The sequence below is a fragment of the Sphingomonas sp. Leaf21 genome, assembly GCF_916858675.1.
In the GTDB taxonomy this organism is placed as follows: Bacteria; Pseudomonadota; Alphaproteobacteria; order Sphingomonadales; family Sphingomonadaceae; genus Sphingomonas.
This window is the reverse complement of sequence record NZ_CAKASM010000004.1, coordinates 147660-173439: the sequence shown is the minus strand read 5'-3', so window position 1 is coordinate 173439 and position 25780 is coordinate 147660. Positions and strand designations below refer to the sequence as shown.

At 67.4% G+C, this 25780-nt stretch carries 26 protein-coding genes; 12 read left to right on the top strand and 14 right to left on the bottom strand.

From position 1 onward, the window contains the following. The first annotated feature begins 102 nt into the window (after positions 1 to 102). Positions 103 to 648: a ubiquinol-cytochrome C chaperone family protein gene (locus LRP66_RS06065; protein WP_230481616.1), complete on the top strand. Its 546-nt coding sequence runs from the start codon at positions 103 to 105 to the stop codon at positions 646 to 648. After that, the gene (locus tag LRP66_RS06060) at positions 645 to 1169 is read left to right on the top strand and encodes a YceD family protein (protein WP_230481615.1); all 525 of its coding nucleotides are present in this window, start codon (positions 645 to 647) and stop codon (positions 1167 to 1169) included. The genes LRP66_RS06065 and LRP66_RS06060 overlap by 4 nt, the downstream gene beginning before the upstream one ends. A 30-nt stretch (positions 1170 to 1199) precedes the next feature. Here the strand turns inward: LRP66_RS06060 and LRP66_RS06055 are convergent, their stop codons facing one another. Then, positions 1200 to 1733 (bottom strand): SixA phosphatase family protein, encoded by a 534-nt coding sequence (locus LRP66_RS06055; protein ID WP_230481614.1) that lies wholly within the window; start codon positions 1731 to 1733, stop codon positions 1200 to 1202. Continuing rightward, the gene (locus LRP66_RS06050; protein WP_230481613.1) at positions 1730 to 4465 is read right to left on the bottom strand and encodes an ATP-dependent DNA helicase; all 2736 of its coding nucleotides are present in this window, start codon (positions 4463 to 4465) and stop codon (positions 1730 to 1732) included. The genes LRP66_RS06055 and LRP66_RS06050 overlap by 4 nt, the downstream gene beginning before the upstream one ends. Positions 4466 to 4787: 322 nt before the next feature. Between LRP66_RS06050 and LRP66_RS06045 the strand changes: the two genes are divergently transcribed. After that, positions 4788 to 6362 (top strand): lysine--tRNA ligase, encoded by a 1575-nt coding sequence (locus LRP66_RS06045; protein WP_230481612.1) that lies wholly within the window; start codon positions 4788 to 4790, stop codon positions 6360 to 6362. A gap of 111 nt (positions 6363 to 6473) precedes the next feature. Here LRP66_RS06045 and LRP66_RS06040 read toward each other — a convergent pair whose 3' ends face one another. Next, positions 6474 to 7175, bottom strand: a complete 702-nt coding sequence (locus LRP66_RS06040; RefSeq protein ID WP_230481611.1) for a dienelactone hydrolase family protein — start codon at positions 7173 to 7175, stop codon at positions 6474 to 6476. A gap of 70 nt (positions 7176 to 7245) precedes the next feature. On the opposite strand from LRP66_RS06040, the gene LRP66_RS06035 reads away from it, so the two are divergent. From LRP66_RS06035 to LRP66_RS06010, 6 genes are all read left to right on the top strand, one after another. Further along, a complete protein-coding gene (locus LRP66_RS06035; RefSeq protein ID WP_230481610.1) occupies positions 7246 to 7470 on the top strand; it encodes a DUF6489 family protein in 225 nt (74 codons plus the stop codon). 8 nt (positions 7471 to 7478) lie between these two features. After that, the gene (gene mnmE / locus LRP66_RS06030; RefSeq protein WP_230481609.1) at positions 7479 to 8765 is read left to right on the top strand and encodes a tRNA uridine-5-carboxymethylaminomethyl(34) synthesis GTPase MnmE; all 1287 of its coding nucleotides are present in this window, start codon (positions 7479 to 7481) and stop codon (positions 8763 to 8765) included. 68 nt (positions 8766 to 8833) lie between these two features. Further along, positions 8834 to 10669, top strand: coding sequence for a tRNA uridine-5-carboxymethylaminomethyl(34) synthesis enzyme MnmG (gene mnmG / locus LRP66_RS06025; RefSeq protein ID WP_230481608.1), 1836 nt, complete (start codon positions 8834 to 8836; stop codon positions 10667 to 10669). Next, positions 10666 to 11280 carry a 16S rRNA (guanine(527)-N(7))-methyltransferase RsmG gene (rsmG, locus tag LRP66_RS06020; RefSeq protein WP_230481607.1) on the top strand — a complete coding sequence of 205 codons (615 nt, stop codon included), beginning with the start codon at positions 10666 to 10668 and terminating at the stop codon, positions 11278 to 11280. The genes mnmG and rsmG overlap by 4 nt, the downstream gene beginning before the upstream one ends. Continuing rightward, positions 11277 to 12068, top strand: a complete 792-nt coding sequence (locus LRP66_RS06015; protein WP_230481606.1) for a ParA family protein — start codon at positions 11277 to 11279, stop codon at positions 12066 to 12068. The genes rsmG and LRP66_RS06015 overlap by 4 nt, the downstream gene beginning before the upstream one ends. Before the next feature lie 8 nt (positions 12069 to 12076). Continuing rightward, a complete protein-coding gene (locus LRP66_RS06010) occupies positions 12077 to 12982 on the top strand; it encodes a ParB/RepB/Spo0J family partition protein (RefSeq protein WP_230481659.1) in 906 nt (301 codons plus the stop codon). Between the two features lie 169 nt (positions 12983 to 13151). On the opposite strand, the gene holA is transcribed toward LRP66_RS06010, so the two are convergent. From holA to LRP66_RS05990, 4 genes are read right to left on the bottom strand one after another with little or no spacing between them, the layout of a single operon-like run. Beyond that, positions 13152 to 14171, bottom strand: coding sequence for a DNA polymerase III subunit delta (gene holA / locus LRP66_RS06005; protein ID WP_230481605.1), 1020 nt, complete (start codon positions 14169 to 14171; stop codon positions 13152 to 13154). After that, positions 14168 to 14695 carry an LPS assembly lipoprotein LptE gene (gene lptE / locus LRP66_RS06000; protein ID WP_230481604.1) on the bottom strand — a complete coding sequence of 176 codons (528 nt, stop codon included), beginning with the start codon at positions 14693 to 14695 and terminating at the stop codon, positions 14168 to 14170. The genes holA and lptE overlap by 4 nt, the downstream gene beginning before the upstream one ends. Beyond that, positions 14692 to 17193, bottom strand: a complete 2502-nt coding sequence (leuS, locus tag LRP66_RS05995; protein WP_230481603.1) for a leucine--tRNA ligase — start codon at positions 17191 to 17193, stop codon at positions 14692 to 14694. Before leuS ends, lptE begins: the two co-directional genes overlap by 4 nt. Positions 17194 to 17204: 11 nt before the next feature. Then, entirely contained in the window at positions 17205 to 17642 is a 438-nt protein-coding gene (locus LRP66_RS05990; protein WP_230481602.1) for a DUF3576 domain-containing protein, read from the bottom strand. A 219-nt stretch (positions 17643 to 17861) separates the two neighbouring features. Here LRP66_RS05990 and LRP66_RS05985 point away from each other — a divergent pair, with 219 nt between their 5' ends. Next, positions 17862 to 18569 (top strand): hypothetical protein, encoded by a 708-nt coding sequence (locus tag LRP66_RS05985; RefSeq protein WP_230481601.1) that lies wholly within the window; start codon positions 17862 to 17864, stop codon positions 18567 to 18569. A gap of 40 nt (positions 18570 to 18609) precedes the next feature. Here LRP66_RS05985 and LRP66_RS05980 read toward each other — a convergent pair whose 3' ends face one another. Together LRP66_RS05980 and LRP66_RS05975 are read right to left on the bottom strand one after the other, a co-directional pair. After that, complete coding sequence (locus LRP66_RS05980) at positions 18610 to 19086, bottom strand: hypothetical protein (protein WP_230481600.1); 477 nt, start codon at positions 19084 to 19086, stop codon at positions 18610 to 18612. Next, positions 19083 to 19613 (bottom strand): thiamine phosphate synthase, encoded by a 531-nt coding sequence (locus LRP66_RS05975; protein WP_230481599.1) that lies wholly within the window; start codon positions 19611 to 19613, stop codon positions 19083 to 19085. Before LRP66_RS05975 ends, LRP66_RS05980 begins: the two co-directional genes overlap by 4 nt. A gap of 22 nt (positions 19614 to 19635) precedes the next feature. On the opposite strand from LRP66_RS05975, the gene LRP66_RS05970 reads away from it, so the two are divergent. Together LRP66_RS05970 and LRP66_RS05965 are read left to right on the top strand one after the other, a co-directional pair. Beyond that, entirely contained in the window at positions 19636 to 20295 is a 660-nt protein-coding gene (locus tag LRP66_RS05970) for a YggS family pyridoxal phosphate-dependent enzyme (protein ID WP_230481598.1), read from the top strand. Further along, positions 20292 to 20960 (top strand): HAD family hydrolase, encoded by a 669-nt coding sequence (locus LRP66_RS05965; protein WP_230481597.1) that lies wholly within the window; start codon positions 20292 to 20294, stop codon positions 20958 to 20960. Before LRP66_RS05970 ends, LRP66_RS05965 begins: the two co-directional genes overlap by 4 nt. A 35-nt stretch (positions 20961 to 20995) precedes the next feature. Here the strand turns inward: LRP66_RS05965 and ribA are convergent, their stop codons facing one another. The 5 genes from ribA to msrB all read right to left on the bottom strand — a co-directional run bounded on the left by ribA (position 20996) and on the right by msrB (position 25764). After that, entirely contained in the window at positions 20996 to 22045 is a 1050-nt protein-coding gene (ribA, locus tag LRP66_RS05960) for a GTP cyclohydrolase II (RefSeq protein ID WP_230481596.1), read from the bottom strand. Continuing rightward, positions 22042 to 22824, bottom strand: coding sequence for an exodeoxyribonuclease III (locus LRP66_RS05955; protein WP_230481595.1), 783 nt, complete (start codon positions 22822 to 22824; stop codon positions 22042 to 22044). Before LRP66_RS05955 ends, ribA begins: the two co-directional genes overlap by 4 nt. Positions 22825 to 23092: 268 nt before the next feature. Next, on the bottom strand, positions 23093 to 23725 hold the full coding sequence (locus LRP66_RS05950; protein WP_230481594.1) for a LolA family protein: 633 nt from the start codon (positions 23723 to 23725) through the stop codon (positions 23093 to 23095). A gap of 64 nt (positions 23726 to 23789) precedes the next feature. Further along, positions 23790 to 25190, bottom strand: a complete 1401-nt coding sequence (locus LRP66_RS05945) for a carbohydrate porin (protein WP_230481593.1) — start codon at positions 25188 to 25190, stop codon at positions 23790 to 23792. Positions 25191 to 25302: 112 nt separating this feature from the next. Next, positions 25303 to 25764, bottom strand: a complete 462-nt coding sequence (gene msrB, locus LRP66_RS05940) for a peptide-methionine (R)-S-oxide reductase MsrB (RefSeq protein WP_230481592.1) — start codon at positions 25762 to 25764, stop codon at positions 25303 to 25305. Positions 25765 to 25780 lie beyond the last annotated feature (16 nt).

The window sequence follows — 25780 nt, the reverse complement described above, 5'->3', positions numbered from 1 at the left end:
GGCGATCGAGCTGCTCGACCGTCGCCCCCTCGATATGCGAAGGGAAAGGCGCATACAAGCAATTCGCGCTGGCATCGGTCGCGCAGGGAAAGGGAGGGGCGGGTGGCCTCAGGCTGGTTCAAGCGGGGAATCGCGCGCTATTTCGGACGGGACGCGGATGACGCCCTGCCACTCTATAATGCGGTGGCGCTTCGCGCGCGCGAACCGCACTGGTATCTGGACGGTGCGGTGCCCGATACGGTCGATGGCCGGTTCGACATGATCGCGGCCGTCCTGTCGATCGTGCTGATCCGGCTGGAGCGCGAGCCAGAGGGGGCGGGGCCCGCCGCGCGGATCACCGAGCGCTTCGTGACCGACATGGACGGGCAACTGCGCGAACTCGGCATCGGCGATATCGTCGTCGGCAAGCATATCGGCCGGATGATGGCGATGCTCGGCGGCCGCCTGACCGCCTATCGCGAGGGACTGGCCGGGGGGCTGGCGGGGGATCCGGCGGCGATGGACGCCGCGCTGGTCCGCAATCTCTATCGCGCGGAGGCACCGACCGACGCGCACGCGGTTCCCCATGTTCGGGAGGCGCTTCGCACCCTACATGAGCGGCTGGCGGGCCTGTCCCTCGCTCGCCTCACCCTTGGAGAATTGCCGTGACCCCCGAATGGAGCCGCCCCGAAAAGATCGACACGATCGGCGAGCGCGAGAAGCCGGTGTCGATCGACACCACCCCCGACGAGCGCCGGGCGCTGGCCGGGCGGTTCGGGTTGTTGTCGGTGGATTCGCTGTCGGCCGAGCTCGTCGTGCGGCGCGATGCGGCGGGAATCCTCGTCACCGGCAAGGTTCGGGGCGCGGTGGTACAGCCTTGCTCGGTGACCGGCGATCCGGTTCCCGCCAAGGTCGATGAGCCGGTGGCGCTGCGCTTCGTCGAACCCAGCGGCGCCGGTGCGGAGGAGGAACTCGAGCTGTCGGAGGAGTCGCTCGACACGATCGAGATCGAGGGTGGTGCGATCGACCTGGGCGAAGCCGCGGCCGAGACGATGGCGCTGTCGCTCGATCCCTTCCCACGTAGTCCCGACGCGGCCACCGTTCTCAAGGAAGCGGGCGTCATCAGCGAGGACGAAGCGGGCCCCTTCGGCGCACTCGCCGGATTGAAGGCCAAGCTGGAAGGAAAATGACCGCGAGGCGGTGTCAGAAGGCGCGGCGGATCAAGGCGTATCGGGGCCCAGGGTCGGATCCAGATCGCGCGGCCGGATAAACGCCACCAGCGTCGCGCTGTGCGACTGCGCATCGGCCCAATGGTCGATCGGCAGGGTCATCTGCGCGACGGTCGCGGTCGGATATTTGTCCTCCGCCCGCTCGCGCAATTCACCATCGATCGTCAGGTCGAGCACCAGATCCTCCAGACCCGGGTTATGCCCGACCATCAGCACATGGTCCGCCCCGTCGGGGAGCGCGTGGACGAGGTCGAGCAGACTGGCGGCCGACGCCAGATAGAGCGCCTTGTCCCATATCGGGTCCAGCCTGCGGCCATAGCCGTTCCAGACCTCGTCCAGCGTCTCCATCACGCGTATCGCGGGGGAGGCGAGGATATGGTCGAACGCGAAGGCCTGCGACTGCAACTGCCGCCCGATCATTGCCGCCGCGCGCCGACCCTTGGCGTTGAGCGGGCGGTCGAAATCGCGCGTGACCGGATCGTCCCAACTCGATTTGGCGTGGCGAAGTAGCGTCAGCGTCTTCATCGGATCGGGCTCTCCGTGGCGGCGGCTGGCAGGATGGCATCCCTCCCATGCCCGATCCCGGCGTCTGAGGAAAGCCGCGCCGACACGCGCGCGACCGCTTCATCCAGCGTGACCCGGGTGATCGCGACCCCTGGCGGAAAGGCATCGAGGAGCCGCGACGGCATGGCGGCGGACAGCAGGACGAACGCGCCTCGATCGTCCGCGCGCCGGATCAACCGGCCGAACGCCTGTGCGAGGCGCGCCCGCACGATCCGGTCGTCATAGGCGCTGCCGCCCCCCGCCAGCTTGCGCGCGGCATGGAGGACGGTGGGCTTTGGCCAGGGCACGCCCTCCATCACCACCAGTCGGAGCGAGGCGCCCGGCACGTCGACGCCGTCGCGCAGCGCATCGGTGCCGAGCAGCGACGCGGCGGGATCGTCGCGGAAGATATCCACCAGCGTGCCCGTATCGATCGGATCGACATGCTGGGCATGGAGCGCTAGCCCGTCGCGTGCCAGCCGATCGGCGATCCGGCCATGGACCCCGCGCAGGCGCCGGATCGCGGTGAACAGCCCCAGCGTTCCGCCCCCGGCCGCCGCGATCAAGCGCGCATAGGCGTTGGCGAGCTGGGGAATATCGCCGCGCTTCACATCGGTGACGATCAGGACTTCGGCACGGCCCGGATAATCGAACGGGCTTTCCGCGACGAAATGGGCGGGCCCCCGCGCCAGATGCGGTGCGCCGGTCCGCGCCTCCGCCACGTCCCAGTCGCCGCCAGCCCGTAGCGTTGCGGAGGTGACGAGTGCGCCATGCGCGGGCTTGAGCACGATCTCGGCAAAGGGGCGGGTGGGGTCGAGCCAGTGACGGTGGAGCCCGATATCATATTCGCGCCCCTCGACCCGGTCGACCGCCAGCCAGTCGACGAAATCGGGATCGACCGGCCCGCCGATCCGCGCGAGCAGCGACAGCCACGCCGCGACCGTCTCCGCCCGCCATGCGATCGAGGCGATCGCGCCCTCCACTCGCGCGCGGGCCGGTCCGTCAAGCCAGTCGGGGGCTTCGTGGAGGACCGCTTCCAGTCGCTGGCCCAGGGTGACGAGCGGTCGCAACAGCGCGTCGAGCGCATGGGCGGCGGGCCCGGCGGCATCGATCAGCTCGGGCGACGGATCGGCGAGTTCGGTTTCCAGCCCATAGCCGGCATCGCCCGGCTGGTCGGCACGCGCGAAAGCCAGGCCGCGCACCGCCGCCAACAGCGTCTCGATCGGGCCGAAGGGCTGGCCCTCCGCCAGCCGCCCCAGCCAGCCCTCGCTCGCCAGCGCCTGGGCCGCCTGCACCGCATCGCCGATCGCGCGATTGCCGCCCTCGTCATAGCTGGCGACGTCCGACAGCCGCGCGGCAAGGCCACGCCGTCGCCCGCGCGAGCCCGCTTCGGGGCCGAGGATCCAGCGGCGCAATTCGATCGTCTCGGCACCGGTCAGCGCGGTGGCGAACATCGAATCCGCCGCGTCGAACAGGTGATGGCCCTCGTCGAACACATAGCGGGTCGGCCGTGTCTGCGTCTCACGCCCGCGCGCGGCATTGACCATGACCAGCGCGTGATTGGCGATGACGATGTCGGCCTGGACCGACGCGCGCGCGGCACGTTCGATGAAGCACTTCCGATAATGCGGGCAGCCCGCATAGACGCACTCGCCACGTCGGTCGGTCAGCGCGGCCGAGCCGTTGCGGCGGAACAGCGTGGTCAGCCAGCCGGGCAGGTCGCCGCCAACCATGTCGCCATCGCTGCTATAGGCCGCCCAACGCGCGACCAGTTGCGCCAGCACCGCCGCGCGCCCCGCGAATCCGCCTTGCAACGCGTCCTCCAGGTTGAGCAGGCAGAGGTAATTCTCACGCCCCTTGCGGGTAACCACGCGTTCCTTGCGCAGCACGGGGTCGGGAAAGATGCGCGCGGTCTCGCCACTCAGCTGACGTTGCAAAGCCTTGGTATAGGTGGATATCCACACCGCGCCGCCCGCCCGCTCGGCCCAGAGGCTGGCCGGGGCGAGATAGCCGAGCGTCTTGCCGATGCCGGTCCCCGCCTCAGCCAGCACCATATTGGGCGTGTCGCGGACGGCGCGCGGTGCGAAGGCGGCGGTCACCGCGGCGGCATAGGCGCGCTGGCCGGGACGCTCTTCCGCGCCCTCGCCGGTCAGGTGACGAAGCCGGTCCTCGGCATCCTGCGGCGGCAGTTCGATGGTGCGGGGGGCGGGGCGGGGGGCGTCCTCCTCCCATTCGGGCAGCGCGCTGAAAAGCCAGCGCTCGTTGCGCTCGGGACGCGTCAGGCGCGGCCCGATCAGCGGCGCCCAGGGCCAGCGTATCCGCGCAAGGCTTTGTGCGGCGGTCCATGCGCCTTCCCGTTCGGGCCAGGCGCCATCGGGCATGGCGAGGAGCGTCGTCGTGGCGTGTAGCAGGAAGGCCGCGACATCGGCGTCGGTTTCCGGTGGCTCCAGTCCACAGGCGCGCGCCAGCCCGTGCGGCGTCGGGACAGCGAAACGCGCGGGGCGGAGGAAGGCGAAGAGTTCGAGGATGTCGAGCCCCGACAGCTCGGCATAGCCCAGCCGCTGGCCGATCAGCAGAGCGTTCAGCAGGATGACCGGGGTCTCGGAGGCAAGGCCGATCGCCTCGCCGCGCGAGACGGCGCGGGTCTGTCCCTGGGCCGAAATCCACACACCGCTATGGCTGGCATGAAGGGCGGGGTGGGGGAGCGTGGTCACCAAGGGGATATCGGATGGTTGGAACAGGTTGGCAACGGGGGCGGGGGGATTTCGTCTTTCCAGATGCCGAATCGTATGTGGCGCTGCCCTCCCCAAACCCCTCCCGCCTGCGGGAGGGGCTTACCGCGTGGGGCGCGCTTGTCGCTTCTGCTAGGCGCGCCCCTCCCGCAGGCGGGAGGGGATGGGGGAGGGAATGCCAAGCAGGATCCCTCCCCGTTTGTTCCACGTGGAACACGCGACCCTGTGGATAACCCTGCGAACAACACGTGCATAACGCAAAATACGTTGTGCATCGTGTCCTGGCTTGCCACATGGCGGCGCTATGACAGACGAACTACGCTCTACCGCTCTCGAGTCCAAGGCTTGGCCCTATGAGGAGGCACGCAAGCTCCTCAAACGCTATCCCGACGGAAAGCCGGGCGGCGAGCCGATCCTGTTCGAGACGGGCTATGGACCCTCGGGGTTGCCGCATATCGGCACGTTCAACGAGGTGTTGCGCACCACCATGGTCCGCAACGCCTTCCATGCGCTGTCGGACCAGAAAACGCGACTGATCGCCTTTTCGGACGATATGGACGGCCTGCGCAAGGTGCCCGACAATGTGCCGAACCAGGCATTGCTGCGCGAGCATCTCGGCAAGCCGCTGACCCAGGTGCCCGATCCTTTCGAGAAGTTCGACAGCTTCGCCGCGCATAACAATGCGCTGCTGCGTCAGTTTCTCGATCGCTATGGCTTCGACTATGAGTTCGCGTCCTCGACCGAATATTACACCACGGGTCGGTTCGACGACGCGCTTCGGCTGGTGCTCCGGCATTTTCAGGGCATCCAGGATGTGATGCTGCCGACGCTGCGTGCCGAGCGCCGCGCCACCTATTCGCCGGTCCTGCCGATCAGCCCCAAGTCGGGCATCGTCCTGCAGGTGCCGGTCGAGGTGATCGACGCCGAAGCCGGGCTGATCGCGTTCGAGGATGAGGGCGAGCGGATCGTCCAGTCCGCGCTGGGTGGCCTTTCCAAGCTGCAATGGAAGGTCGACTGGGCGATGCGCTGGGTCGCGCTGGGCGTCGATTACGAGATGGCGGGCAAGGACCTGATCGACTCGGTCACCCAGTCGTCCAAGATCGCGCGCGTGCTGGGCGGTCGACCGCCCGAGGGCTTCAACTACGAGATGTTCCTCGACGAGCATGGCGAGAAGATCTCCAAGTCCAAGGGCAATGGCCTCAGCCTCGACCAGTGGCTGACCTACGGGCCCGAGGAGAGCCTGGCCTTCTACGCCTATCGCGAACCCAAGAAGGCCAAGCAACTTCACATGGGCGTGATCCCGCGCGCGGTGGATGAATATTGGCAGTTCCGCACCAACTATCCCGGCCAGTCGCTCAAGGAACAGCTGGGCAATCCGGTGCATCACATCCATGACGGCAAGCTTCCCCAGGGCGAGCTGCCGGTGACCTTCGGGCTGCTGCTCAATCTGGTCGGGGTGATGGGCGAGGCGACCAAGCCGCAGGTATGGGGCTATCTCGCCAATTATGTTCCGCAAGCCTCGGCGGAGAAATATCCGGAACTCGACCGGCTGATCGATCACGCGCTGGCCTATGCCCGCGATTTCGTCGCGCCCACGCTCCAGCGTCGAGCGCCCGAGCCGCATGAGGCGGATGCCCTGCGCCAGCTCGACGCGCAACTCGCCGCGCTGCCTTCGGGTGCAAGCGCGGAGGATATCCAGAACATCGTCTACGAGATCGGCAAGACCGACGCCTTCCCCTCGCTGCGCGACTGGTTCAAGGCGCTGTACGAGACGCTGCTCGGGTCGGCGCAGGGACCGCGCATGGGCAGCTTCATCGCGCTTTATGGTGTGGATAACAGCCGCAAGCTGATCGCCGAGGCGTTGGCCAAGACGGCGTAAAAAACGCCCACCCTCACCCTTCCCACCCGCTTTGCGGGCGGGCCCCTTCCCTCTCCCGATGGGAGAGGAAGGGAGGCCCGAAGCGCCGGAAGGGTAAGGGTGTTTGCCTGTTTACCCCAGATGCTCCGCAAAGAACGCCATGGTGCGTTCGTCGGCCAGCCGCGCCGAATCCTCCGATCGGCGCTGGCCGAACTCCGCTGCGAAGCCGTGGTCCTCGCCCGGATAATCGTACAGCGTGACCTTGGGGTGATCGTCCAGCCCCTCATGCATCCGCTTCTGCGCGTCCTTGTCGACGAAGTGATCCTCCGCCGGAATATGGAGCAGGACCGGCTTGGCGATGGCGTTCTTCTCGTCCAGCAGTCCGTCGATGCCGACGCCGTAATAGCCGACGCTGGCATCCACGTCGGTGCGCGCGGCCGTCATGAAGGCCAGCCGCCCACCCAGGCAGTAGCCGACGACCCCGACCTTGAAGTCCGCGCCATGTTCGGCCCGGATCGCATGGATGGTGGCCTCGATATCGCGGATGCCGCCGTCCTGATCGAACTTGCCCATCAGGTCGAGCGCCTGCTGCATCTCGTTGGGCACGTCGGGGTCGAGTTCGATACCCTCGGCGATCTTGTGGAACAGGTCGGGCGCGACGGCGAGATAGCCGGCCTCCGCCAGCGTGTCGCACTTGCGGCGAATGCCCGCATTCACCCCGAAAATCTCCTGGATGACGATGACGGCGGCGGTCGGTTTACCCTCCGGTTCGGCATAATAGGCGTTGAACGGGCCGTCGCCGTGCGTGGCGGCGATGGTCTTGGTGGCGGTCATGCTGGTCTCCTGTGGTCGTCGCGACGATAACGCCTTATGCCCGTCTTGGTGGCGTGATGGAGAATGGCGCATGAAAGTGAATGTGGAAATCGACTGCACGCCGGAGGAAGCTCGCCGCGCCATGGGCCTGCCCGACCTGACGCCGATCCATGAACGCTATGTCCAGATGATGCTCGACACGATGCAGTCGGGAGTGAAGCCCGAGATGATCGAGGCGATGATGCGCAACTGGGCGCCGATGGGCGAGGCGAGCATGAGCATGTGGCGGCGGATGTTCGAGGGGCAGAAGGGCTGATCCTTTCGATGGCCGACACGATCTTCGCCGTTTCCAGTGGACAGCCGCCCGCCGCGATCGCGGTGATCCGGGTGAGTGGTCCGGGTGCCTTCGCGGCGGTCGAGCGGCTGGCCGGACGACTGCCCGAACCGCGAAGGGCGGGGCTGCGCGCGCTGCGGGACGGGGAGGGTGCGCTGCTCGATTCGGCGTTGGTGCTCTGCTTCCCCGGCCCTGCGACCGCGACCGGCGAGGATCTGGCCGAGCTGCATTGCCATGGCGGTCGTGCGGTGGTGGCTGCGGTCGAAGCCGCGCTGGCGATGTATCCCGCCGTTCGTCGGGCGGAGCCGGGCGAGTTCACCCGACGGGCTTTGCTCAACGGCCGTATCGATCTGGCCGAGGCGGAGGGGCTCGCCGATCTGCTCGAGGCCCAGACCGAGCGGCAGCGGCGCGCGGCGATCGCGGCGGTCGAGGGGCGGGTCAGCCAGCAGGTCCGGGGCTGGATGGACCGGCTCGCGACGCTTTCGGCAATGGTCGAGGCGATGCTCGATTTCGCCGAAGAGGACGACGTGCCGCTGGATGGTGCCGCGCTCGCACCGGTGACCGAGGCGATGCGTACACTAGCCGCCACGATGCGCGACGCGGTCGATCGACCGCCCGTCGATCGGCTGCACGACGGCATCCGGGTGGTGTTGGCGGGGCCGCCCAACAGCGGCAAGTCGACGCTGCTCAATCTGCTGGTCGAGCGCGACGCGGCGATCGTCTCGCCGATCGCGGGGACGACCCGCGACCGGATCGAGGCGAGCGTGCTGCGCGGCGGACTGGCCTATGTGCTGACCGACACGGCGGGGCTGGCGGAGGATACGGACGACGTGATCGAGGCGATCGGCGTCGCCCGCGCGCAGGAGGCGATGCGCCAGGCCGATATCCTGTTGTGGATGGCCGACACGCCCCCGCCTCGTGCCGATGCGATCTGGCTGCACAGTCGCGCCGACTTGCCGGGGCGTGAGCAGCTACCGGAAGGCCGACGGCTCGCCGTGTGTCGGGATGATGCCTCGAGTATCGCCGCCCTTTGGGACGTGATCGCCGCTACGGCGGCGGGACTCCTCCCACTTGAGGATTCCATCGGGTTCAAGCGGCATCAGCAGGCGCAATGCCGTCGGGCGGCGGATGCGCTGGGCCGGGCGCATTCGGATGACATATTGCTGATCGCGGAAGAGCTGCGGATTGCGCGTCAGGCCTTGGCCGAGCTTCTGGGCGTCAGTGCGACCGAAACGATGCTCGACGCGCTGTTCGGGCGTTTCTGCCTCGGCAAATGATTGTTCCACGTGGAACGTTGACGACGGATCGCTTTGACGCTGCGCGCCCATTCCGGTAGGGCTGCGCCATGTTTGATGTCGTAGTGATCGGTGGCGGTCACGCGGGAACCGAGGCCGCTGCGGCGGCTGCGCGCCGGGGCGCGCGGACGGCCCTTTTGTCCTTCGATCGTCATGGCCTGGGCGCCATGTCCTGCAATCCGGCGATCGGCGGATTGGGGAAGGGGCATATCGTGCGCGAGGTCGACGCCTTTAACGGGTTGATCGGGCGCGCGGCGGACCAGGGTGCGATCCATTACCGAATGCTCAACCGCAGCAAGGGCACCGCCGTACAGGGGCCGCGCGTGCAGGCCGACCGGCGGCGCTATGCGGGAGCGATCCAGGCGATGCTGGCGGCTCAGCCGGGCCTGACGATCGTCGAGGGTGAGGCCGAGGCGCTGGTGCTGGAGGGCGACCGGGTGGCGGGCGTGAAGCTCGGCGACGGCACGATCCTGTCGTCGCGCGCGGTGGTATTGGCGACGGGCACCTTCCTCGGCGGACGGCTTTTCCGGGGGGATGAGCGGCATCTGGGCGGCCGGATCGGCGAGCGTGCCGCGACCCGCATGGCCGAGCAGTTGCGCGCATTGGGCCTGCCGATGGCGCGGATGAAGACCGGCACGCCGCCGCGTCTCGACGGGCGAACGATCGACTGGGCGAGGCTCGACGAGCAGCATTCAGACGCGGACCCCTGGACCATGTCGCCGATGACGGCGGCACGGCCCCTGCCGCAAATCGCCTGTGCGATCACCCGGACGACCGAGCAAACCCATGCGATCATCGCGGCGGCCTTCCATCGCTCGCCGCTATTCACCGGTGCGATCGAGGCGAACGGCCCGCGCTACTGTCCGTCGATCGAAGACAAGATCAAGCGTTTTGCCGATCGCGACAGTCACCAGATCTTCCTCGAACCCGAGGGGTTGGACGATCCCCTGATCTACCCCAACGGCCTCTCGACGTCGCTGCCCACCGATGTGCAGACGGCGATGATCGCCTCGATGCCCGGGCTGGAGCGGGCGGTCATCACGCTTCCGGGCTATGCGGTCGAGTATGACCATATCGACCCGCGCGCGCTGGACGCCCGGCTCGCGCTGGGGGCGTTGGCGGGGGTGTTCTGCGCAGGCCAGATCAACGGCACAACCGGCTATGAAGAGGCGGCGGGGCAGGGGCTGATCGCCGGGCTCAACGCGGCGGCGCACGCCTGTGACCTGTCGCCGGTGATACTCGATCGCGCGTCGAGCTATCTCGGGGTGATGATCGACGACCTGGTGCTGCAGGGCGTGACCGAGCCTTATCGGATGCTGACCGCGCGCGCCGAATATCGACTGTCATTGCGCGCCGACAATGCGGAGACGCGGCTCGGCGACCTGGCCGAGGCGGCGGACTGCCTGTCGCCCGAACGACTGGCGCATCGGCGGCGACGGCAGGCACAGCAACAGGTGTTGCGCGAGCGGTTGGCGGTGGAGCGCACGGCCTCCGATCTCGCGCGCCGCGGTGCCGCCATCGCGCAGGACGGTTCGCGGCGTTCGGCCTATGCCTGGCTGCGCTTCGATGGCGTCACGCTGGCGCATGTCGCTCCGCAAGCGGCGGAGGGATGCGATCCGGCCGTCGTGGCGGAGACGCTGGAGGACGCCCGCTACGCGCCCTATGTCGAGCGACAGGCGGAAGAAGTGGCACGGCTCCGCGCCGACGAGCAGATTCTCTTGTCGCCCGCGCTCGACTATCGGGCGATCCCTGGCCTGTCGCAGGAGATGATCGACCGGCTCAGTCTGGCGCGCCCCGCCACACTGGCAGCCGCGTCGCGGATCCGGGGCATCACGCCCGCCGCATTATCGGCGGTACTTCTCCACGCGCGAAAGATGGCGGCATGACCGAAGAACAGGCTCGCGACTGGGTGGTGGAGCGCTTCGGCCAGGAGGCGGCCGAACGTATCGATCTTTTCCTGAATCTGGTGGTTGTCGAGAACGACCAGCAGAATCTCGTCGCACCGTCCACCATTCCCACCATCTGGTCACGGCACGCGCTCGATTCGGTCCAACTCGTCCCCCTGGCCGATCGTGCGGATGGGCAGTGGGTCGATATCGGCACGGGCGGTGGTTTTCCGGGGCTGGTCGTCGCACTCGTCTGGCCGGGCAGGATGGCACTGGTCGAGCCGCGCAGGCGGAGAGCCGATTTTCTTCGCGAGTGCGCCGAGCAGCTTGGCGTCGCCGACCGCGTGACGGTCCATGCTTCCAAGATCGAGGCGGTCCAGGTGAAGGCCGACATTATTTCTGCTCGCGCGGTGGCGACAGTCGAAAATCTTTTGCGTGCGGCGGCGCATTGCGGCAAACCCGATACGCGGTGGCTGCTACCGCGCGGTCGCCTGGACGAGCGCGAGATCAGGACGCTCAAGCAGCAATGGCGTTTCGTGTTTCACGTGGAACATAGCATCACCTCGGCGGAGTCGTCGATCGTGATCCTCGACCGAGTAGGGGCCCGATGATCTGCGTTGCCATCGCGAACCAGAAGGGTGGGGTGGGCAAGACCACCAGCGCCATCAATCTCGCCACGGCACTGTCGGCGACCGGCCTGAACGTGCTGCTGATCGACCTCGATCCGCAGGGTAACGCCTCGACGGGTCTTGGTATCTCCAACAGCCAGCGGATGTTTTCCAGCTATCATGTGCTGCTGGGTGAGGCGCGGATCGACGATGCGGTCGTCCATACGCAGGTCCCGCGCCTTGACGTCGTGCCCGCCACGGTCGACCTGTCGGGCGCCGAACTGGAACTGGTCGATTTCGAGAACCGGACCCACCGTCTCGATCAGGCGATGCGACGCTCGCAGGGCAATTGGGACATCGTCCTGATCGATTGCCCGCCGTCGCTGGGCTTGCTGACCATCAACGCGATGGTCGCGTCCGATTCGCTGTTCGTGCCGCTGCAATGTGAGTTTTTCGCGCTTGAGGGGCTGTCGCAATTGCTGACCACGGTCGAGCGGATACGCGCGCGGTTCAATCCGGGGCTGGCGATCCTGGGCGTGGCTTTGACGATGTACGACCGGCGCAACCGGCTGACCGACCAGGTGTCGGCGGATGTGCGCGCGGTCCTGGGGGGTGTGGTGTTCGATACGGTGATTCCGCGCAATGTCCGGCTTTCGGAAGCGCCTAGCCATGGCCTGCCCGCGTTGATCTACGATCATCGCTGCGTCGGCAGCCAGGCCTATATCGCGCTGGCACGCGAGCTGATCGCGCGTCTGCCGTTGGGAACGCAGCCCGGGGCGGCGGCGGCATGAGCGGCGAGATGACCACCAAGCGCCCGCGTCCGGGCCTGGGGCGCGGGCTCAACGCGCTGCTCGGCGATATGGCACGGGAGACGCCGATCCGGCCGGGTGACCAGCCGGTATCGGGCGGCGTGCGGATGCTGCCCGTCGGATCGCTGTCGCCGCACCCCGACCAGCCGCGCCGTCATTTCGAGGAAGCCGCGCTCGACGAACTCGCCGCTTCGATCGCGGCGCGTGGGCTGATCCAGCCGATCGTCGTTCGCCCACACGGCAAGGACTATCAGATCGTCGCGGGCGAGCGCCGCTGGCGCGCGGCGCAACGCGCGCGGCTGCACGAGGTGCCGGTCGTCGTCCGGGACTTTGACGACGCCCAGACGCTCGAAGTCGCGCTGATCGAGAATATCCAGCGCCAGGACCTGAACGCGATCGAAGAGGCGCAGGCCTATCAACGTCTGGCGGGTGAATTCGGCCATACCCAGGAGGCGCTGGCCAAGATCGTCCACAAGTCGCGCAGCCATGTCGCCAATCTGCTCCGCCTGCTCGAGCTGCCCGATACGGTGCAGTCGCAGGTCGTCAGCGGCGCCTTGTCGATGGGCCATGCCCGCGCCTTGCTTGGTGCCGACGAGGTCGAGGCGCTGGCGGATCAGGTGATCGCGCGCGGGCTGAGCGTGCGCGAAACCGAGAAGCTGACCCGCGAAGCCAAGGGTGGCGGGCGCAAGGGCGCTGGCGGGGACAAGGCGCCACGGCCCTTGGGGCAGGACGCGGCCGATGCCGATCTCGCGGCGCTGGAGGGGCAGCTCGCCGACCTGTTGGGGCTGTCGGTACGGATCGCGCATGGCGAGAAGGGGGGGACGATCACCCTCAGCTATTCGACGCTCGATCAGCTCGACATGGTGTGCCAGCGGCTGACCGGTGAGGGAATTTGAAAGCGGGACGCCGGTCTGTTTCGCGGACGGGCGCAACTCGTATTTGATTTTTGAGGTGGGCGAGGGCGTGGGCTTCGGCTTCGCCCAGCTTCACAGGGTTTGGGATAGGCCTCGTCGGCCGCTCAGGAAAAGCTTCGCCGCATCGCGCCGAAGGCCAAGCCCAGGGGAATCAGCCCCGCCGCGCGATGCCCTGTGCGATGATCGTCGCTTCCGCCTCGGCCAACACCGCACCGGCATTGCCCGGTGCCATCACCGCGCGTTCGGCCGCCCGGATCCTGGCCAGTGCCCGTGCCAGCATGGCGGGTGTCCAGCGTCGAAGCGCTCGTGCCGTGCGCGCCTCGTCGCGGAAGAAGACGCGGTGCCGCTTCATCACCGCTTCGACCGGCTCGCCGGTATCGATATCGGCCCGCATCTCGGCCAGTGCCACCAGCCGCCGGGCAAGCGCGCGCAGCCAGGGGATGGGCGACGCACCGCCCTCATCGAGCAACGCCAATTCGCCGCCAAGATCGCCGACTCGTCCCTCGACCACGGCCTCGACCGCGTCGCTCATCTCGACTTCGCCCAGATCGGCGCCGATCGCATCCAGCGCCGCATGGTCGACCTCGCGCGGCCGATCGGGTGCGGCGTCGAGGAACAGCGCCAGCTTTTCGAGCTCGCGCGTCATCACCGAACGGTCGGCGGCGGCGGCCTCGACCAGCCGGGCCGGAACGCCCGCCGCCAGGCGCAGGCCCATCTCGCCCCCGATCGTCACCGCCAGACGCTCGGCATCCGCCGCAGTGGGCGCATAGCAGCCGAACGCCATCGCACGGGGCGAATCGAGCGCCAATTTGACGATCTTGGCGGTCGTCTTGACCGACGGCGCGATGGCGACCACCGGATTGCCCGCCGAGTCGGCCTCCAGCAGCGCCGTGAACGCCGCCAAGCCCTCTTCGCCGACGCTGCCGATGCGAATATGCCGGGGGCCACCGAATAGCGACATGGAGGCCGCTTCGTCGGTCAGACGCGCGGGATCGCTCTTCAGCGTTGCCGAATCGAGATCGATCCGCTCGGCATCCTGCCCCATCGCGGTGGCCAGCAGACGCGCCAGCTCGCTCGCTCCCGCTTCGTCGGGACCGTGAAGCAGATAGAGACGGATATCGCCGGACGGACGGCCTAGCGCCTGGCGGATCTGATTGGCATTGGCCTTCACGGCCGGGCGGGCGCCATCGATTCGCCGGGCCGTGACCGGGCATAGGTGGCGAGCCGGGCGACGATCTCATCGGCCACGATCACCGACAGGCGCTCCAAGGCGGTGTTCTCGGCGGCGATGGTCGCATATTCGGAACGAACGACGTCGATCCCGGCATCCGAACCCGCCGTGGAGTCGACCAGCACGGCGTTGCTGGTCTGGTCGACCAGCTGGTAGCGTGCGCGCAGGATACGACGTTCGCGGACGACCGAATCGTCGCGCCGCACGCCAAGGCCGCGAATCTGGTCGTCCAGCTTCACGTCGAGACGATAGCGCGCACCGCCCTTGCCGCCGCCGAGCCGATCGTTGAGCGCATTGGCCATCAGCCAACCCGCCTTCCCCTGGATCGGCGCGACCTCGATCTGCGTCAGCGCGTTCGCCACCGGACCCGAACCGCCCCCCGCATAAAGGGGGTGCAGTCCGCAACCGGACAGGCCCAGCGTCAGGGCGAGACCCGCGACGAGCAAGGGGAGGGGGCGGGTCATGCGACGATGTTCACCAGACGGTCGGGCACCACGATCACCTTCTTCGGAGTAGCGCCATCGAGCGCGCGGACGATCTTGTCCGAGGCCAGCGCGGTCGCTTCGAGCACATCCTTGGGGCTGCCCTTGGCGATGGTCAGCGTATCGCGCAGCTTGCCGTTGACCTGCACCGCGACGGTGACCTCGTCCTCGACCAGCTGGCTCTCGTCGACCATCGGCCAGGCTGCGTCGGCGATCAGGCCGTCCTGACCCATCCCTGCCCAAGCTTCCTCGGCCAGATGCGGGACCATCGGCGCGACCAGCAACATGGTGGTGCGGATCGCCTCGTTTCGGGCGGCGGAAGGCTTGGCCTTTTCGATGGCGTTGACCAGCTCGTACAGCTTGGCGACGGCCTTGTTGAACGCCAGCGCCTCGATGTCCGCCGCGACGCCCGCGATGGTCTGGTGCAGCTTGCGCGAGAGCGGCTTGTCCTCGCCCTCGGCCGCTTCAGACGCGTCGAACAGGCGCCACAAGCGCTGGACGAAGCGCCACGAACCCTCGATTCCCGCTTCCGACCAGGGCAGGTCGCGCTCGGGCGGGCTGTCGGACAGCATGAACCAGCGCACCGCGTCCGCACCATATTGATCCACGATGGGCTCGGGATCGACGGTGTTCTTCTTGGACTTGGACATCTTCTCGACACGGCCGACGGTGATCGGCTGACCGGTCGCGATCTCGACGCCATCGCGGATCTCGCCGGGGGCGAGCCAGCGGCCGTCCGAGGATTTGTAGCTCTCGTGCGTGACCATGCCTTGCGTGAACAGACCCGCAAAGGGCTCCGCCACGTCGATCAGGCCGATATGCTTCAACGCGCGCGTCCAGAAGCGGGCGTAGAGCAGGTGCAGGATCGCATGTTCGACGCCGCCGATATACTGGCCGACGGGCAGCCACTGCTTCACCACCTCGGGATCGAATGGGCGATCCCTGGGCTGGCTGGCGAAGCGGATGAAATACCAGGACGAATCGACGAAGGTGTCGAGCGTGTCGGTCTCGCGCCGGGCGGGCTTGCCGCAGGACGGGCAGTCGACATGCTTCCACGTCGCATGACGGTCGAGCGGATTGCCCGGCACGTCGAAGGTCACGTCATCAGGCAGGGTGACCGGCAACTGGTCCTTGGGCACCGGCACCGCGCCACAGCTCTCGCAGTGGATGATCGGGATCGGCGTGCCCCAGTAACGCTGGCGGCTGACGCCCCAGTCGCGCAGGCGGTACACGGTCTGGCCCTGGCCCCAGCCTTCCCCCTCGGCGCGCGCGATGACGGCGGCCTTGGCGGCCTCCACGTCCATGCCGTCGAGCGGGCCGGAGTTCACCAGACGGCCGCTGCCCGTATAGGCGGTGTCGCCCTCGAACACCGGGTCGGTCACTTCGCCATCGGCGACGACGCGGGTGACGGAGAGGCCGTATTTGCGCGCGAAATCCAGGTCGCGCTGGTCATGCGCCGGCACGCCCATGACGGCGCCGGTGCCGTAATCCATCAGCACGAAGTTCGCGATATAGACGGGGAGCGTGATGCTCCCGTCCATCGGATGCTGCATCCGGTAGCCGGTGTCGAAGCCGAGCTTCTCCTGCGTCTCCAGTTCGGCGGCGGTGGTGCCGCCCGCCTTGCAGCGTTTGATGAAGGCAGCGGCGTCCGCGTTCGACTCGGCCAGTTCGCGAGCGATCGGATGATCCGCCGCGATCGCGACGAAGCTCGCCCCGAAAATCGTGTCCGGGCGGGTCGAATAGACCTCGATCGGGGTCGCGAAGGGCGCGACGGGGGCGAAGCGGAACTGAAGGCCCTTGCTGCGGCCGATCCAGTTCTCCTGCATCAGCTTCACCTTGTCGGGCCAATGCTCGAGCGTGGTCAGACCCTCCAGCAGCTCGTCGGCGAAGTCGGTGATCTTCAGGAACCACTGGTTCAGCTTGCGCTTCTCGACCAGCGCGCCCGAGCGCCAGCCGCGCCCGTCGATCACCTGCTCATTGGCCAGCACGGTCATGTCGACCGGGTCCCAGTTGACCGCCGATTCCTTCCGGTAAACCAGTCCGCCCGCGTACAGGTCGAGGAACAGCGCCTGCTCATGCCCGTAATAATCGGGCTCGCAGGTCGCGATTTCGCGCGTCCAGTCGAGCGCGAAGCCCAGCCGCTTCAACTGCGCCTTCATCGTCGCGATATTGTCGCGGGTCCAGCCGCCCGGATGGACGCCCTTTTCCATCGCGGCGTTTTCGGCGGGCATCCCGAACGCGTCCCAGCCCATCGGGTGGAGCACCTCATGCCCGATCATCCGGCGATAGCGCGCCAGCACGTCGCCCATCGTATAGTTGCGGACATGCCCCATATGGATGCGCCCCGAAGGATAGGGAAACATCTCAAGGACATAGCTGCGCAGCTTGGTGCTGTGATCGTCGGCGGCGAAGGTGCGCCGCTCCTCCCAGATCCGCTGCCAGGTCGAATCCGATTTCAGGGCGTTGAAACGCGAGGCCATGTGTCTCGTCTTTATCCGTTCGTGATCGAGGCGCGGCGCAGGTCGCGCGCCTTGGTGAGGATGATGTCTTCCAGCTTCTGGATCGTCGCGGCCTGAACCGGTGCCTCGACCCACTGGCCGCCGCGATTCACTTCACGCAGCGCGGTCACGCGCAGGGCGTCGGCGCGCAGATCCTGGTCGAGGATCGTGACGGTCACCTTCATCCGCTCGGTCGGGATCTGCGGATTGACGTACCAGTCGGTGACGATCACGCCGCCGTTGGAGTCGGTCTCGGCCAGCGGCATGAAGCTGAGCGTATCGAGGCTGGCGCGCCAGAGATAGGAGTTCACGCCGATCGTCGTCACCTTCGACGCGGCCATGTCGCCCTGGGGGCGGGCCTTCTTGCTGGCGCAGCCGCCGAGCGACAGGGCGGCGATAACCGCGAACGCGGTGGCGGAACGGCGAAGCATCGGCATTATCCTGACTGGCAATAAGGGTTGCCTATCGCCTCTACAGGGGTGCCGACACCCCGGCAAGCATTCCGGCATATGCGCCGGATAGAGGGAATCTGTGGAAGATGCGCAACACTCGGACAAGATTCGCCGATGGCTGCGTAACAATGGGATCGCTCACGACGGATTCCATGTTAGAGGCCATGTATCAAAGAGGTCTCATAAAAGGGGTGGACCGTGTCGTTCGGGCGTGTCGTGATCGGAATCGCAATCGGGGCGCTTGCCGCCACGACGGCGATGGTCGCGCCCGCGATCGGTGCGGTGGACCAGAATGGTCGCATTCCCAAGCGCAGCCTTAGCCTGATGGGACGCGGTGGGTTCACGCCAGCGGCGGCCGATCCGCGACTCGCGGCGATCTTCGCGCGCAGCGGCCTGGATGCGGGCGACCTGCGCTTTACCCCCGCCGAAAGCCAGCGGGGCGCCAGTCATCCGGTCACCGTCGCGGTTCGCGCGCGGACGAGCCGCACCAATGACGAGCGGCTTGCCGCCAACACCGCGCCGGTCGTCGGGCTGGCACCGATTTCCTATAATCTGGGTGTCGCGGTGGGCTGGAAGCGTCTGGCCGTGTCGGGTGACATGGCGCGTGTCGATCTGGCGGGCCTGCCGGGCAGTCGCGAGACGGCCGATGTTGCGGTCAGCTATACCGCGAATCGCTTCACCGGGCGGGTCAAGGCTTCGAGCGATCGACCGATCGAGGGTGTGACCAAGCTGGTCGACATGCCGTCCAGCTATTCGCTCGACATGAGCAGCTCCTACTCGCTGACCCGCAACCTCGATGTGACGGCGGGCGTGCGTTACCGTTCGGACCGCGAGCGTCTGGCGCGACTCGACGACGATCGCCGCAACAGCCAGGCGGTCTATCTGGGCACGGCCTTCCGCTTCTGATCCTCGCCGCTTCGTGGCGCATAGTGAGCGGGTCCATCCCTCACGGGCTCGTTTCCGCCATCACGATTTTGCCCCGCATCCTGCCGGTCAAACGCCGGGCGGGGGGAACGGTTGGATTTGACGGATAGGTTTTGCCGTCGAAGCGCAGCCGGACTTGATAGCCCGGCACGATGCCACCGCCAGCGACCCCTACGCTCAGATCATGCCAACCATGTGAGACGTCAGCCAGCACGGCGACAGGTGGGCGGCTGACCGTGATGTGGGACACCACGCGGTAACGGGAAGCATCGAGCAACAGGACATAAAGTTCGCACCCCCCCGAACCGCACAAATCGGCTTGCCCGCCGCCATCCTTCGTGGCCATCGCGTAGACGAGCGCTTCGGGTCGACCATCGCCGTTCAGATCGGTCAACGCATCGTCGTAGCGAACCAGACCCATGTCGCGGATGAAGGCGGCGAGCCCCGCTGGAGCAGGTGCCTGCGCAGTGGCGGCCATGAGTAGTAACGAAACCATCATCGTCCCGTCTCCACATCGGTTCGAGTAAGCCAGGCATCGATCGCGGCCCAGCCTTGGAATCTCCCGCGCAACCGTCGAAAGCGCTGCGCATTCATCCCGCCCAGGGCGATGCGCGGCAGGCCGAGCCCGCGGCCGATCCGGCTCGCGCGCTCGGGGCCAAGGCTCGGCGCACCGGGATGCGAGCGTGTCGGGAAGATCGGCGACACGAACAGCAATTCGGCTCCGGCGCGCCGCCCGGCCAGGGCCTCGACCGGGCTGTGCGCGGGCCAGCTCCGCAAACCGTTCGTCCGTCCGCGCTTGTGCACACCGTCGCCCGGCAAGCCTCCTCCGGCGACCAACAGGACCAGCCGCCGTGCGCGCGCGATCCGCCAGACCCGGCGGTGGATCGCCCGGCGCTCGGCCGGAGGCGTCGCGTGATGGCGGAACACCACCCCCGATCCGGGTGGCAGCGCCCGTAACGCCGTCCACAGCCCATCCCCCAGCCGTTCGTCGGTCATCAGCCATGTCACGGGGTATCGGTCGGCCATCCGCGCGACTATAGCGCCGGGCATGACCGACGACAGCGTTTCCCGCCTTGCAACCATCTCCGACCAGCTCCGCCGCGCCGCCAGTCTGGGGGATCATGCCGCCCCGACGCTGATCGCGGTGTCGAAGACGCATGATGCCGACACGATCCGCCCGCTGCTCGATGCCGGGCACCGCGTGTTCGGCGAGAATCGCGTGCAGGAGGCGGCGGGCAAATGGCCCGCGCTGATCGAGGCCTATCCGGGTGTCGAACTCCACCTGATCGGCCAGTTGCAGTCGAACAAGGCCGCCGACGCGGTCGCGCTGTTCGATGCGATCCACACCGTCGACCGTCCCTCGCTGATCGCCGCGTTGGGCGAGGCGATGGCGAAGAGCGGCAGGCGACCAGACTGCTTCCTGCAGGTCAATATCGGCGAGGAGGAGCAGAAGGGCGGCTGCGCCATCGCCGAGACGCCCGCGATGCTGGAGGCGGCGCGCGCCGCCGGATTACCGATCGTCGGACTGATGGCGATTCCGCCCCACGGGGTCGACGCCGCGCCCTATTTCGCGCTGCTCGCCAAGATGGCTCGCGAACTGGGCCTCGAAAAGCTCAGCATGGGCATGTCCGAGGATTATGAAGTCGCCGCGATGCTGGGGGCCAGCCATGTCCGGGTCGGCAGCGCGCTGTTCGGAGCGCGCGGATGAGCCGCTTCGCCGCATTATTGTTCGATTTCGACGGTGTCCTGATCGACAGCGAATATGAGGGCAATCGCCATCTTGCCGAATGGCTGACCGCCAATGGCCATCCGCATACGCCGGAGGAGGCGATGCACCATTATATGGGGCTGGCGGGCAAGGATTTCGTCACCACGATCGAAGCGCGGATCGGGCACACGCTGCCCGAGCATTTCTATGCCGCGCGCCGCGACGAGGATGCCCGCGCGATGGAGGAGGGTGTCGCGGCGATCGAAGGGGCGGTCGATTTCGTCCGTTCGTTGCCCGCCGATTTCCCCAAGGCCGTGGTGTCGTCGAGTCCGACCGTCTGGCTCGATCGGCATCTGCGTCATCTGGGACTGCGCGAGGCGTTCGGCGACCATGTCTATAGCGGACGCGAGCATGTCGCGCGCGGCAAGCCCGCGCCGGACCTGTACCTGTTCGCGGCGGAGCGGCTGGGCGTCGCGATCGCGGATTGCGCGATCCTGGAGGATTCCCCCGTCGGCGCGACCGGCGCGGTGGCGAGCGGCGGCCATGTCATCGGCATGTGCATGGGCACCCATTGCGCGGTCGGGCATGACCAGCGCTTGCGGGAGATCGGGGTCGCCGCGATCGCGCAGGATTATGAGGATGTACGGCGCGAATTGGGGTTTTGATGTAGCTTGCCCGCATCCGCCCTCCGCTCGCGGGCTTATAGCTGATGCCCGGTCCGGTCGCGCTTGGTGGCCAGATAACGCTCGTTATGCGGATTGGGCGGCAGGCTGTGCGCGACCCATTCGATCACCTGTACCCCCGCGGCGTCCAACCCCGCAACCTTGGCCGGATTGTTGGTCAGCAACCGCACCCGGTCCTGCCCCAGCAACCGCAGCATCCGCGCCGCCACGCCGAAATCGCGCGCATCGATCGCGAAGCCCAGTCGGGTGTTGGCGTCGACCGTGTCGAACCCCTGATCCTGAAGCTGATAGGCGCGCAGCTTGTTGACCAGCCCGATTCCGCGCCCCTCCTGCCGCAGATAGAGCAATATGCCCCAGCCCGATTTGGCGATGGCGTGGATCGCGGCATGCAATTGCGGGCCGCAATCGCATTTCAGGCTGCCGAGCACATCGCCGGTCAGGCATTCGCTGTGCAGGCGAACCAGCGGCGGGTGTCCGTCCGGCTGGCCGATGAGCAGCGCGACATGCTCGCCCGCCGCATGGGGGGAGCGGAAGGCGACGATCTCGGCATCCTCCGCGCCCGCGACGGGCAGGCGCGCGCGCGTGGCGATGGCGAGCGCTTCGGCATCTTCGTGCGCGGCGATATCGGCGAGGCTGATCTCCGCCTCGACCCCGTCGCCGCCGACGAAGAAGGCAGGCAGCATCCCCGCGATCCGCGCGAACCGGATCGCCGCCGCCGCGATGGCCGGGTCGGGCAGGGGCAGCGCGCGAAACGGGCCCTTCAGCGGGGTCGCGAGATCGAATTGCGGATCGGCGAGCGCGGTCGCGGCGGCAAAGTCGATCCACGGCGCGCGCTCGACCAGCACGGCGGCATCGGGGTCGGCGGCCTCCGCTTGATTGGTCAACTTCAGCGTCGCGGCGCGTCCCGCCGAAATGAGAACGGGCGCCCGGCCCTCGGGATCGAAGGCGGACAGGCGCAACGGGTCGGCCGTCTCGACCGCGAGCAGCGCCTGTCCCTCAATCGCGATCGGCCAGCCCCGGCGCAGCGCATCGATCGCGCGCGCGGCGGCCTTGGCATCGGTGCTCAAAAATCGAATTCCGTCATGATCGGGATATGGTCGGACGGCTTGAGCCAGCTCCGGCACCCCTCGAACACCTGATGCGACACGGCCTTTGCCGCCACGTCCCGGGTCGCCCACATATGGTCGAGCCGCCGCCCGCGATCCGACGCCGCCCAATCCTTCGCGCGGTAGCTCCACCAGGTATAGAGCCGCTGCGGCGCGGGGATGAAGTGGCGGCCCAGATCGACCCAGTCGTTCGACGCCTGGAGCTTCGCCAGCGTCTCCACCTCGATCGGGGTATGACTGACCACGTCCAGCAACTGCTTGTGGCTCCACACGTCCGATTCGAGCGGCGCGATGTTGAAGTCGCCGGTCAGGATCGTCGGACAGTCGAGCTTGCCCGACCAGTCGATCATGCGGCCGAGGAAATCGAGCTTCTGCCCGAATTTCGGGTTCACCTCGCGGTCCGGCACGTCGCCGCCGGCGGGGATATAGACATTCTCCAGCCGCACGCCGTTCGGCAGTCGGATGCCGACATGCCGCGCCTCGGCATTGGCCTGCCAGTCCAGGCGGTCGTCCTCGGTGATGGGCACGCGGGCCACGATGGCGACGCCGTGGTGCATACGCTGGCCATGGATGATGATGTGGTCGTAACCCAGCGACCGGAACAGGTCGAAGGGGAAGTCGTCATCGACGACCTTCGTCTCCTGCAGGCACAAGATGTCGGGCGCGGCATCCTTCAGGAATTGCTCGACGATGGCGGCGCGGAACCGCACCGAGTTGATGTTCCAGGAGGCGATTTTCACGGCTGCCGATGTAGCGGCGGGGCGGGGGGGAGACAAGATTGTGCGGCCCCGCAATTCCAGACCCGCAAGGGGCGGAATGGAGGGGATGGAAAAAGGAAAGGCCCTCGCTCCGGGGGCATGGAACGAGGGCCGACCTAGCGTTCGTCACGCAGGCGGGATGAGGGTGCTCATTCGAGCAACAGGGGGGAATCTCGAAGACCCCTCAACCGCAGCGCCTTGATAGGGCAGCGAACCTGTCGCCCGGATGAATGAAACGGCTCGCCACCGTTCAGTTTCGCGTCGGCGCCCTCCGCGGATCGTTGAATCGGAACGCCTTGTCGTCCACGGGCACACCGAATCGCTGATTGGACAGGCGAATCGTCGTGCGGTTGTTCTGGCTGTCGAGCGCGACCCAGCCCTGCATCATCAATCCGCCGGGCGCGGACGCATCGCGTGCGAAGACCAGCGTGATCTTGCCATATTCGGGATGCTTGGGATCGTTCGCCTCGACCGAGAGCAGACGCGGATCGGCGCTCGGCACGACCTTGGCATAGCGGCCGATGTCGCGGCTGGGGTCGAGCAGCACGCCCAGCGGCGAGTTCTTGATCGGCCAGCGCTGCTTCTGCCCGACCGAATAGTCGAGGAACCACAGGCTGCCACCGTCCGCGACGATCAGCAGCGGCACGCCCTTTTCATACTGGAAGCGGATCTTGCCCGGCTTCTTCATGGTCAGCGTGCCGGTCAGGACTTTCCCCGCCCGGTCGGTCTGGGTGAAGTCGGCGGTCATCGTCTGCACCGATTGCAGGTGGCGCTGCACCGCCGCCAGGTCGCCACCGGTCTGCGCGGCGGCGGGGACGGGGGCGGCGACCAGTGCCATGGCGGTCGGCGCCATCAGGGCGGACGCCACAATCGAACGGATCATATCAAACTCCTTTGGCGCACCCGTCCTGCGCGGAAGCGATTGAACGGGTCGTGAATCGGGGGGCTCACAGGATGAACGCGGCCTTCATCCCCAATATGGTGACGTCGTCGGCCTGCGAATAGCCGCCGGGATGGTGGACGAACTGGATATTGGGTCGCATCTCCAGCCATTCGACGGGGTGGATGCTGTAATAGACTTCCGCCGCATATTCCGATCCCTGCACCGCCGGGCGGCGGGGATCGAGCCGCTCTCCCTCGGCGACGCGGCCGTTCACATGCGTGCGCGCGACACCGATGCCCAGCACGTCGCCGGGCACGGCGGGAACCAGCCCCTTGTAGAACAGCCCGGCGGCGACCTGATTGTCGGTGACGCTGGTCGCGCGGTCGGCCTGGGTCGCGTTCACGAAGACGCTGAGCCCGTTCTCCGCCTTGCCGTCCCTGGTCTCGCCGGTAAGCTGTTGCTGCATGTTGACGTAGACGCCGTAGCGGCTGCTGCGCTCGAGCGGGGCGAGTCCGGTGATCGCCACGGGTCTGCGGTTGATGTCGAGGAACACGTCCGCCGCATCCGCCGTCGCGACCCAACCGCCCAGCTTGTACGATCCGATCCGCCCCGAACCGGCATTGTTGATCCAGCCGATCTCTGCGGGAACGAGCACGCCGGTCGCACCCTTGAAATGGCCTATGAAGAAATCGGTATCGAGGTTGCGCGGGTTGATCTCGTAGACCGCCCCCTGGACATACAGGTCGTCGCGCGGTTCGTAGCGCAGCCGCGCCCCCCACTGGCTGATCGGCCAGTTCTGCCAGGCATCGCCGACGAGATTGCCCGGCTGCGCGCCGCAGAAGCTCAGATTCATGAAATGGCAGGAGAAGATCGCGAAATCCTCGCCCGGATTGGTGCGGCCCAGCTTCAGCTCGAACCGGTCGCCCAGCCGCTGCTCATACCAGAACTGGGTCAGGCGCAGCGTCTGGCCGCGGCCGTAGACCTCCTGTACCTGCTGCAGCGTGCCGAGCGCGGCGTCATCGCTGAGGTTGCGGCCGCGCCGATAGGTGAGGGTGGCCTGGAACGCGCCGCCCTTGAGCCCGAGGACCTTCTCCAGATCGAACAGCGCGCCAGCATCGAACTGCCCCGTCTCGCGAATCAATGTCTTGCGCCCGCCGGTCAGGTTGGCCGCGGTCTCCGACGCGTAGCGCGCGGTGACGGTGATGCCGCGATCGTTGAGGCGGGTGCGGATCTCGTGCCAGTCGCCGATGATCCCCGGCGGCGGCGTCCGTCGGGTGTCCGCGGTGATCGCCGACGGCGCGCTGTCCGAGGGGCGGACGGGGCGGCGGCGCGTCGGGGGGCGTTGCGTATCGCCCTCCGCACTGGTCGGCGCGGCACGGGCGGCGGTGGGCACCGGATCGGTCGTCTGTTGCGGCGACAGGGGCGCGCCCAGCAGCAAGGGGGTCCAGCCCCAGATCATCGCCATTACCCAACCCCCCGTGTCCGATCGCTTGTCGTTGCGCGAGCCCAACGACCGGACGGGGAAAAGGTGCCGTAAACGTCAATCGATCCTCCTCCCCCAGCGGGGGAGGCGTGGATCAGCCCTGCTCCGCCGCGCGAACCTGGTCGATATAGTCGCCATAGCCTTGCGCCTCCATCTCCCCCAGCGGCACGAAGCGTAGCGAGGCGGAGTTGATGCAGTAGCGCAGCCCACCGCGATCGGGCGGGCCGTCGGGGAAAACATGGCCCAGATGGCTGTCGCCATGCGCCGAGCGGACCTCGGTGCGGATCATGCCATGGCTGGCGTCGCGCAGTTCGTTGACATGCGCGGGCTCGATCGGCCGGGTGAAGCTGGGCCAGCCGCAATGCGAATCGAACTTGTCGGCCGAGGCGAAGAGCGGCTCGCCCGAGACGATGTCGACATACAGGCCCGGCTCACGCGTGTTGAGATATTCGCCGGTGCCGGGACGCTCGGTGCCGCTCTGCTGGGTGACGTAGAATTGCTCGGGGGTCAGCCGCGACAGGGCTTCCTCGGTCTTGGCGTAACGGGGGTCGGCCATGGGGAACTCCTTCTCC

Bases quoted from the DNA above. Each gene is read 5' to 3' on its own strand.
- LRP66_RS06035 (WP_230481610.1), top strand. From the start codon at position 7,246: ATGAAAGTGAATGTGGAAATCGACTGCACGCCGGAGGAAGCTCGCCGC.
- LRP66_RS05990 (WP_230481602.1), bottom strand. From the start codon at position 17,642: ATGCTTCGCCGTTCCGCCACCGCGTTCGCGGTTATCGCCGCCCTGTCG.
- LRP66_RS05975 (WP_230481599.1), bottom strand. From the start codon at position 19,613: ATGGCCGACCGATACCCCGTGACATGGCTGATGACCGACGAACGGCTG.
- lptE (WP_230481604.1), bottom strand. From the start codon at position 14,695: ATGACCCGCCCCCTCCCCTTGCTCGTCGCGGGTCTCGCCCTGACGCTG.
- rsmG (WP_230481607.1), top strand. From the start codon at position 10,666: ATGACCGAAGAACAGGCTCGCGACTGGGTGGTGGAGCGCTTCGGCCAG.
- LRP66_RS05945 (WP_230481593.1), bottom strand. From the start codon at position 25,190: ATGGCGATGATCTGGGGCTGGACCCCCTTGCTGCTGGGCGCGCCCCTG.
- mnmG (WP_230481608.1), top strand. From the start codon at position 8,834: ATGTTTGATGTCGTAGTGATCGGTGGCGGTCACGCGGGAACCGAGGCC.
- LRP66_RS05965 (WP_230481597.1), top strand. From the start codon at position 20,292: ATGAGCCGCTTCGCCGCATTATTGTTCGATTTCGACGGTGTCCTGATC.
- mnmE (WP_230481609.1), top strand. From the start codon at position 7,479: ATGGCCGACACGATCTTCGCCGTTTCCAGTGGACAGCCGCCCGCCGCG.
- LRP66_RS06010 (WP_230481659.1), top strand. From the start codon at position 12,077: ATGACCACCAAGCGCCCGCGTCCGGGCCTGGGGCGCGGGCTCAACGCG.
- LRP66_RS06045 (WP_230481612.1), top strand. From the start codon at position 4,788: ATGACAGACGAACTACGCTCTACCGCTCTCGAGTCCAAGGCTTGGCCC.
- msrB (WP_230481592.1), bottom strand. From the start codon at position 25,764: ATGGCCGACCCCCGTTACGCCAAGACCGAGGAAGCCCTGTCGCGGCTG.
- leuS (WP_230481603.1), bottom strand. From the start codon at position 17,193: ATGGCCTCGCGTTTCAACGCCCTGAAATCGGATTCGACCTGGCAGCGG.
- LRP66_RS06040 (WP_230481611.1), bottom strand. From the start codon at position 7,175: ATGACCGCCACCAAGACCATCGCCGCCACGCACGGCGACGGCCCGTTC.
- LRP66_RS06055 (WP_230481614.1), bottom strand. From the start codon at position 1,733: ATGAAGACGCTGACGCTACTTCGCCACGCCAAATCGAGTTGGGACGAT.
- LRP66_RS05970 (WP_230481598.1), top strand. From the start codon at position 19,636: ATGACCGACGACAGCGTTTCCCGCCTTGCAACCATCTCCGACCAGCTC.
- LRP66_RS05980 (WP_230481600.1), bottom strand. From the start codon at position 19,086: ATGATGGTTTCGTTACTACTCATGGCCGCCACTGCGCAGGCACCTGCT.
- LRP66_RS05950 (WP_230481594.1), bottom strand. From the start codon at position 23,725: ATGATCCGTTCGATTGTGGCGTCCGCCCTGATGGCGCCGACCGCCATG.
- LRP66_RS06015 (WP_230481606.1), top strand. From the start codon at position 11,277: ATGATCTGCGTTGCCATCGCGAACCAGAAGGGTGGGGTGGGCAAGACC.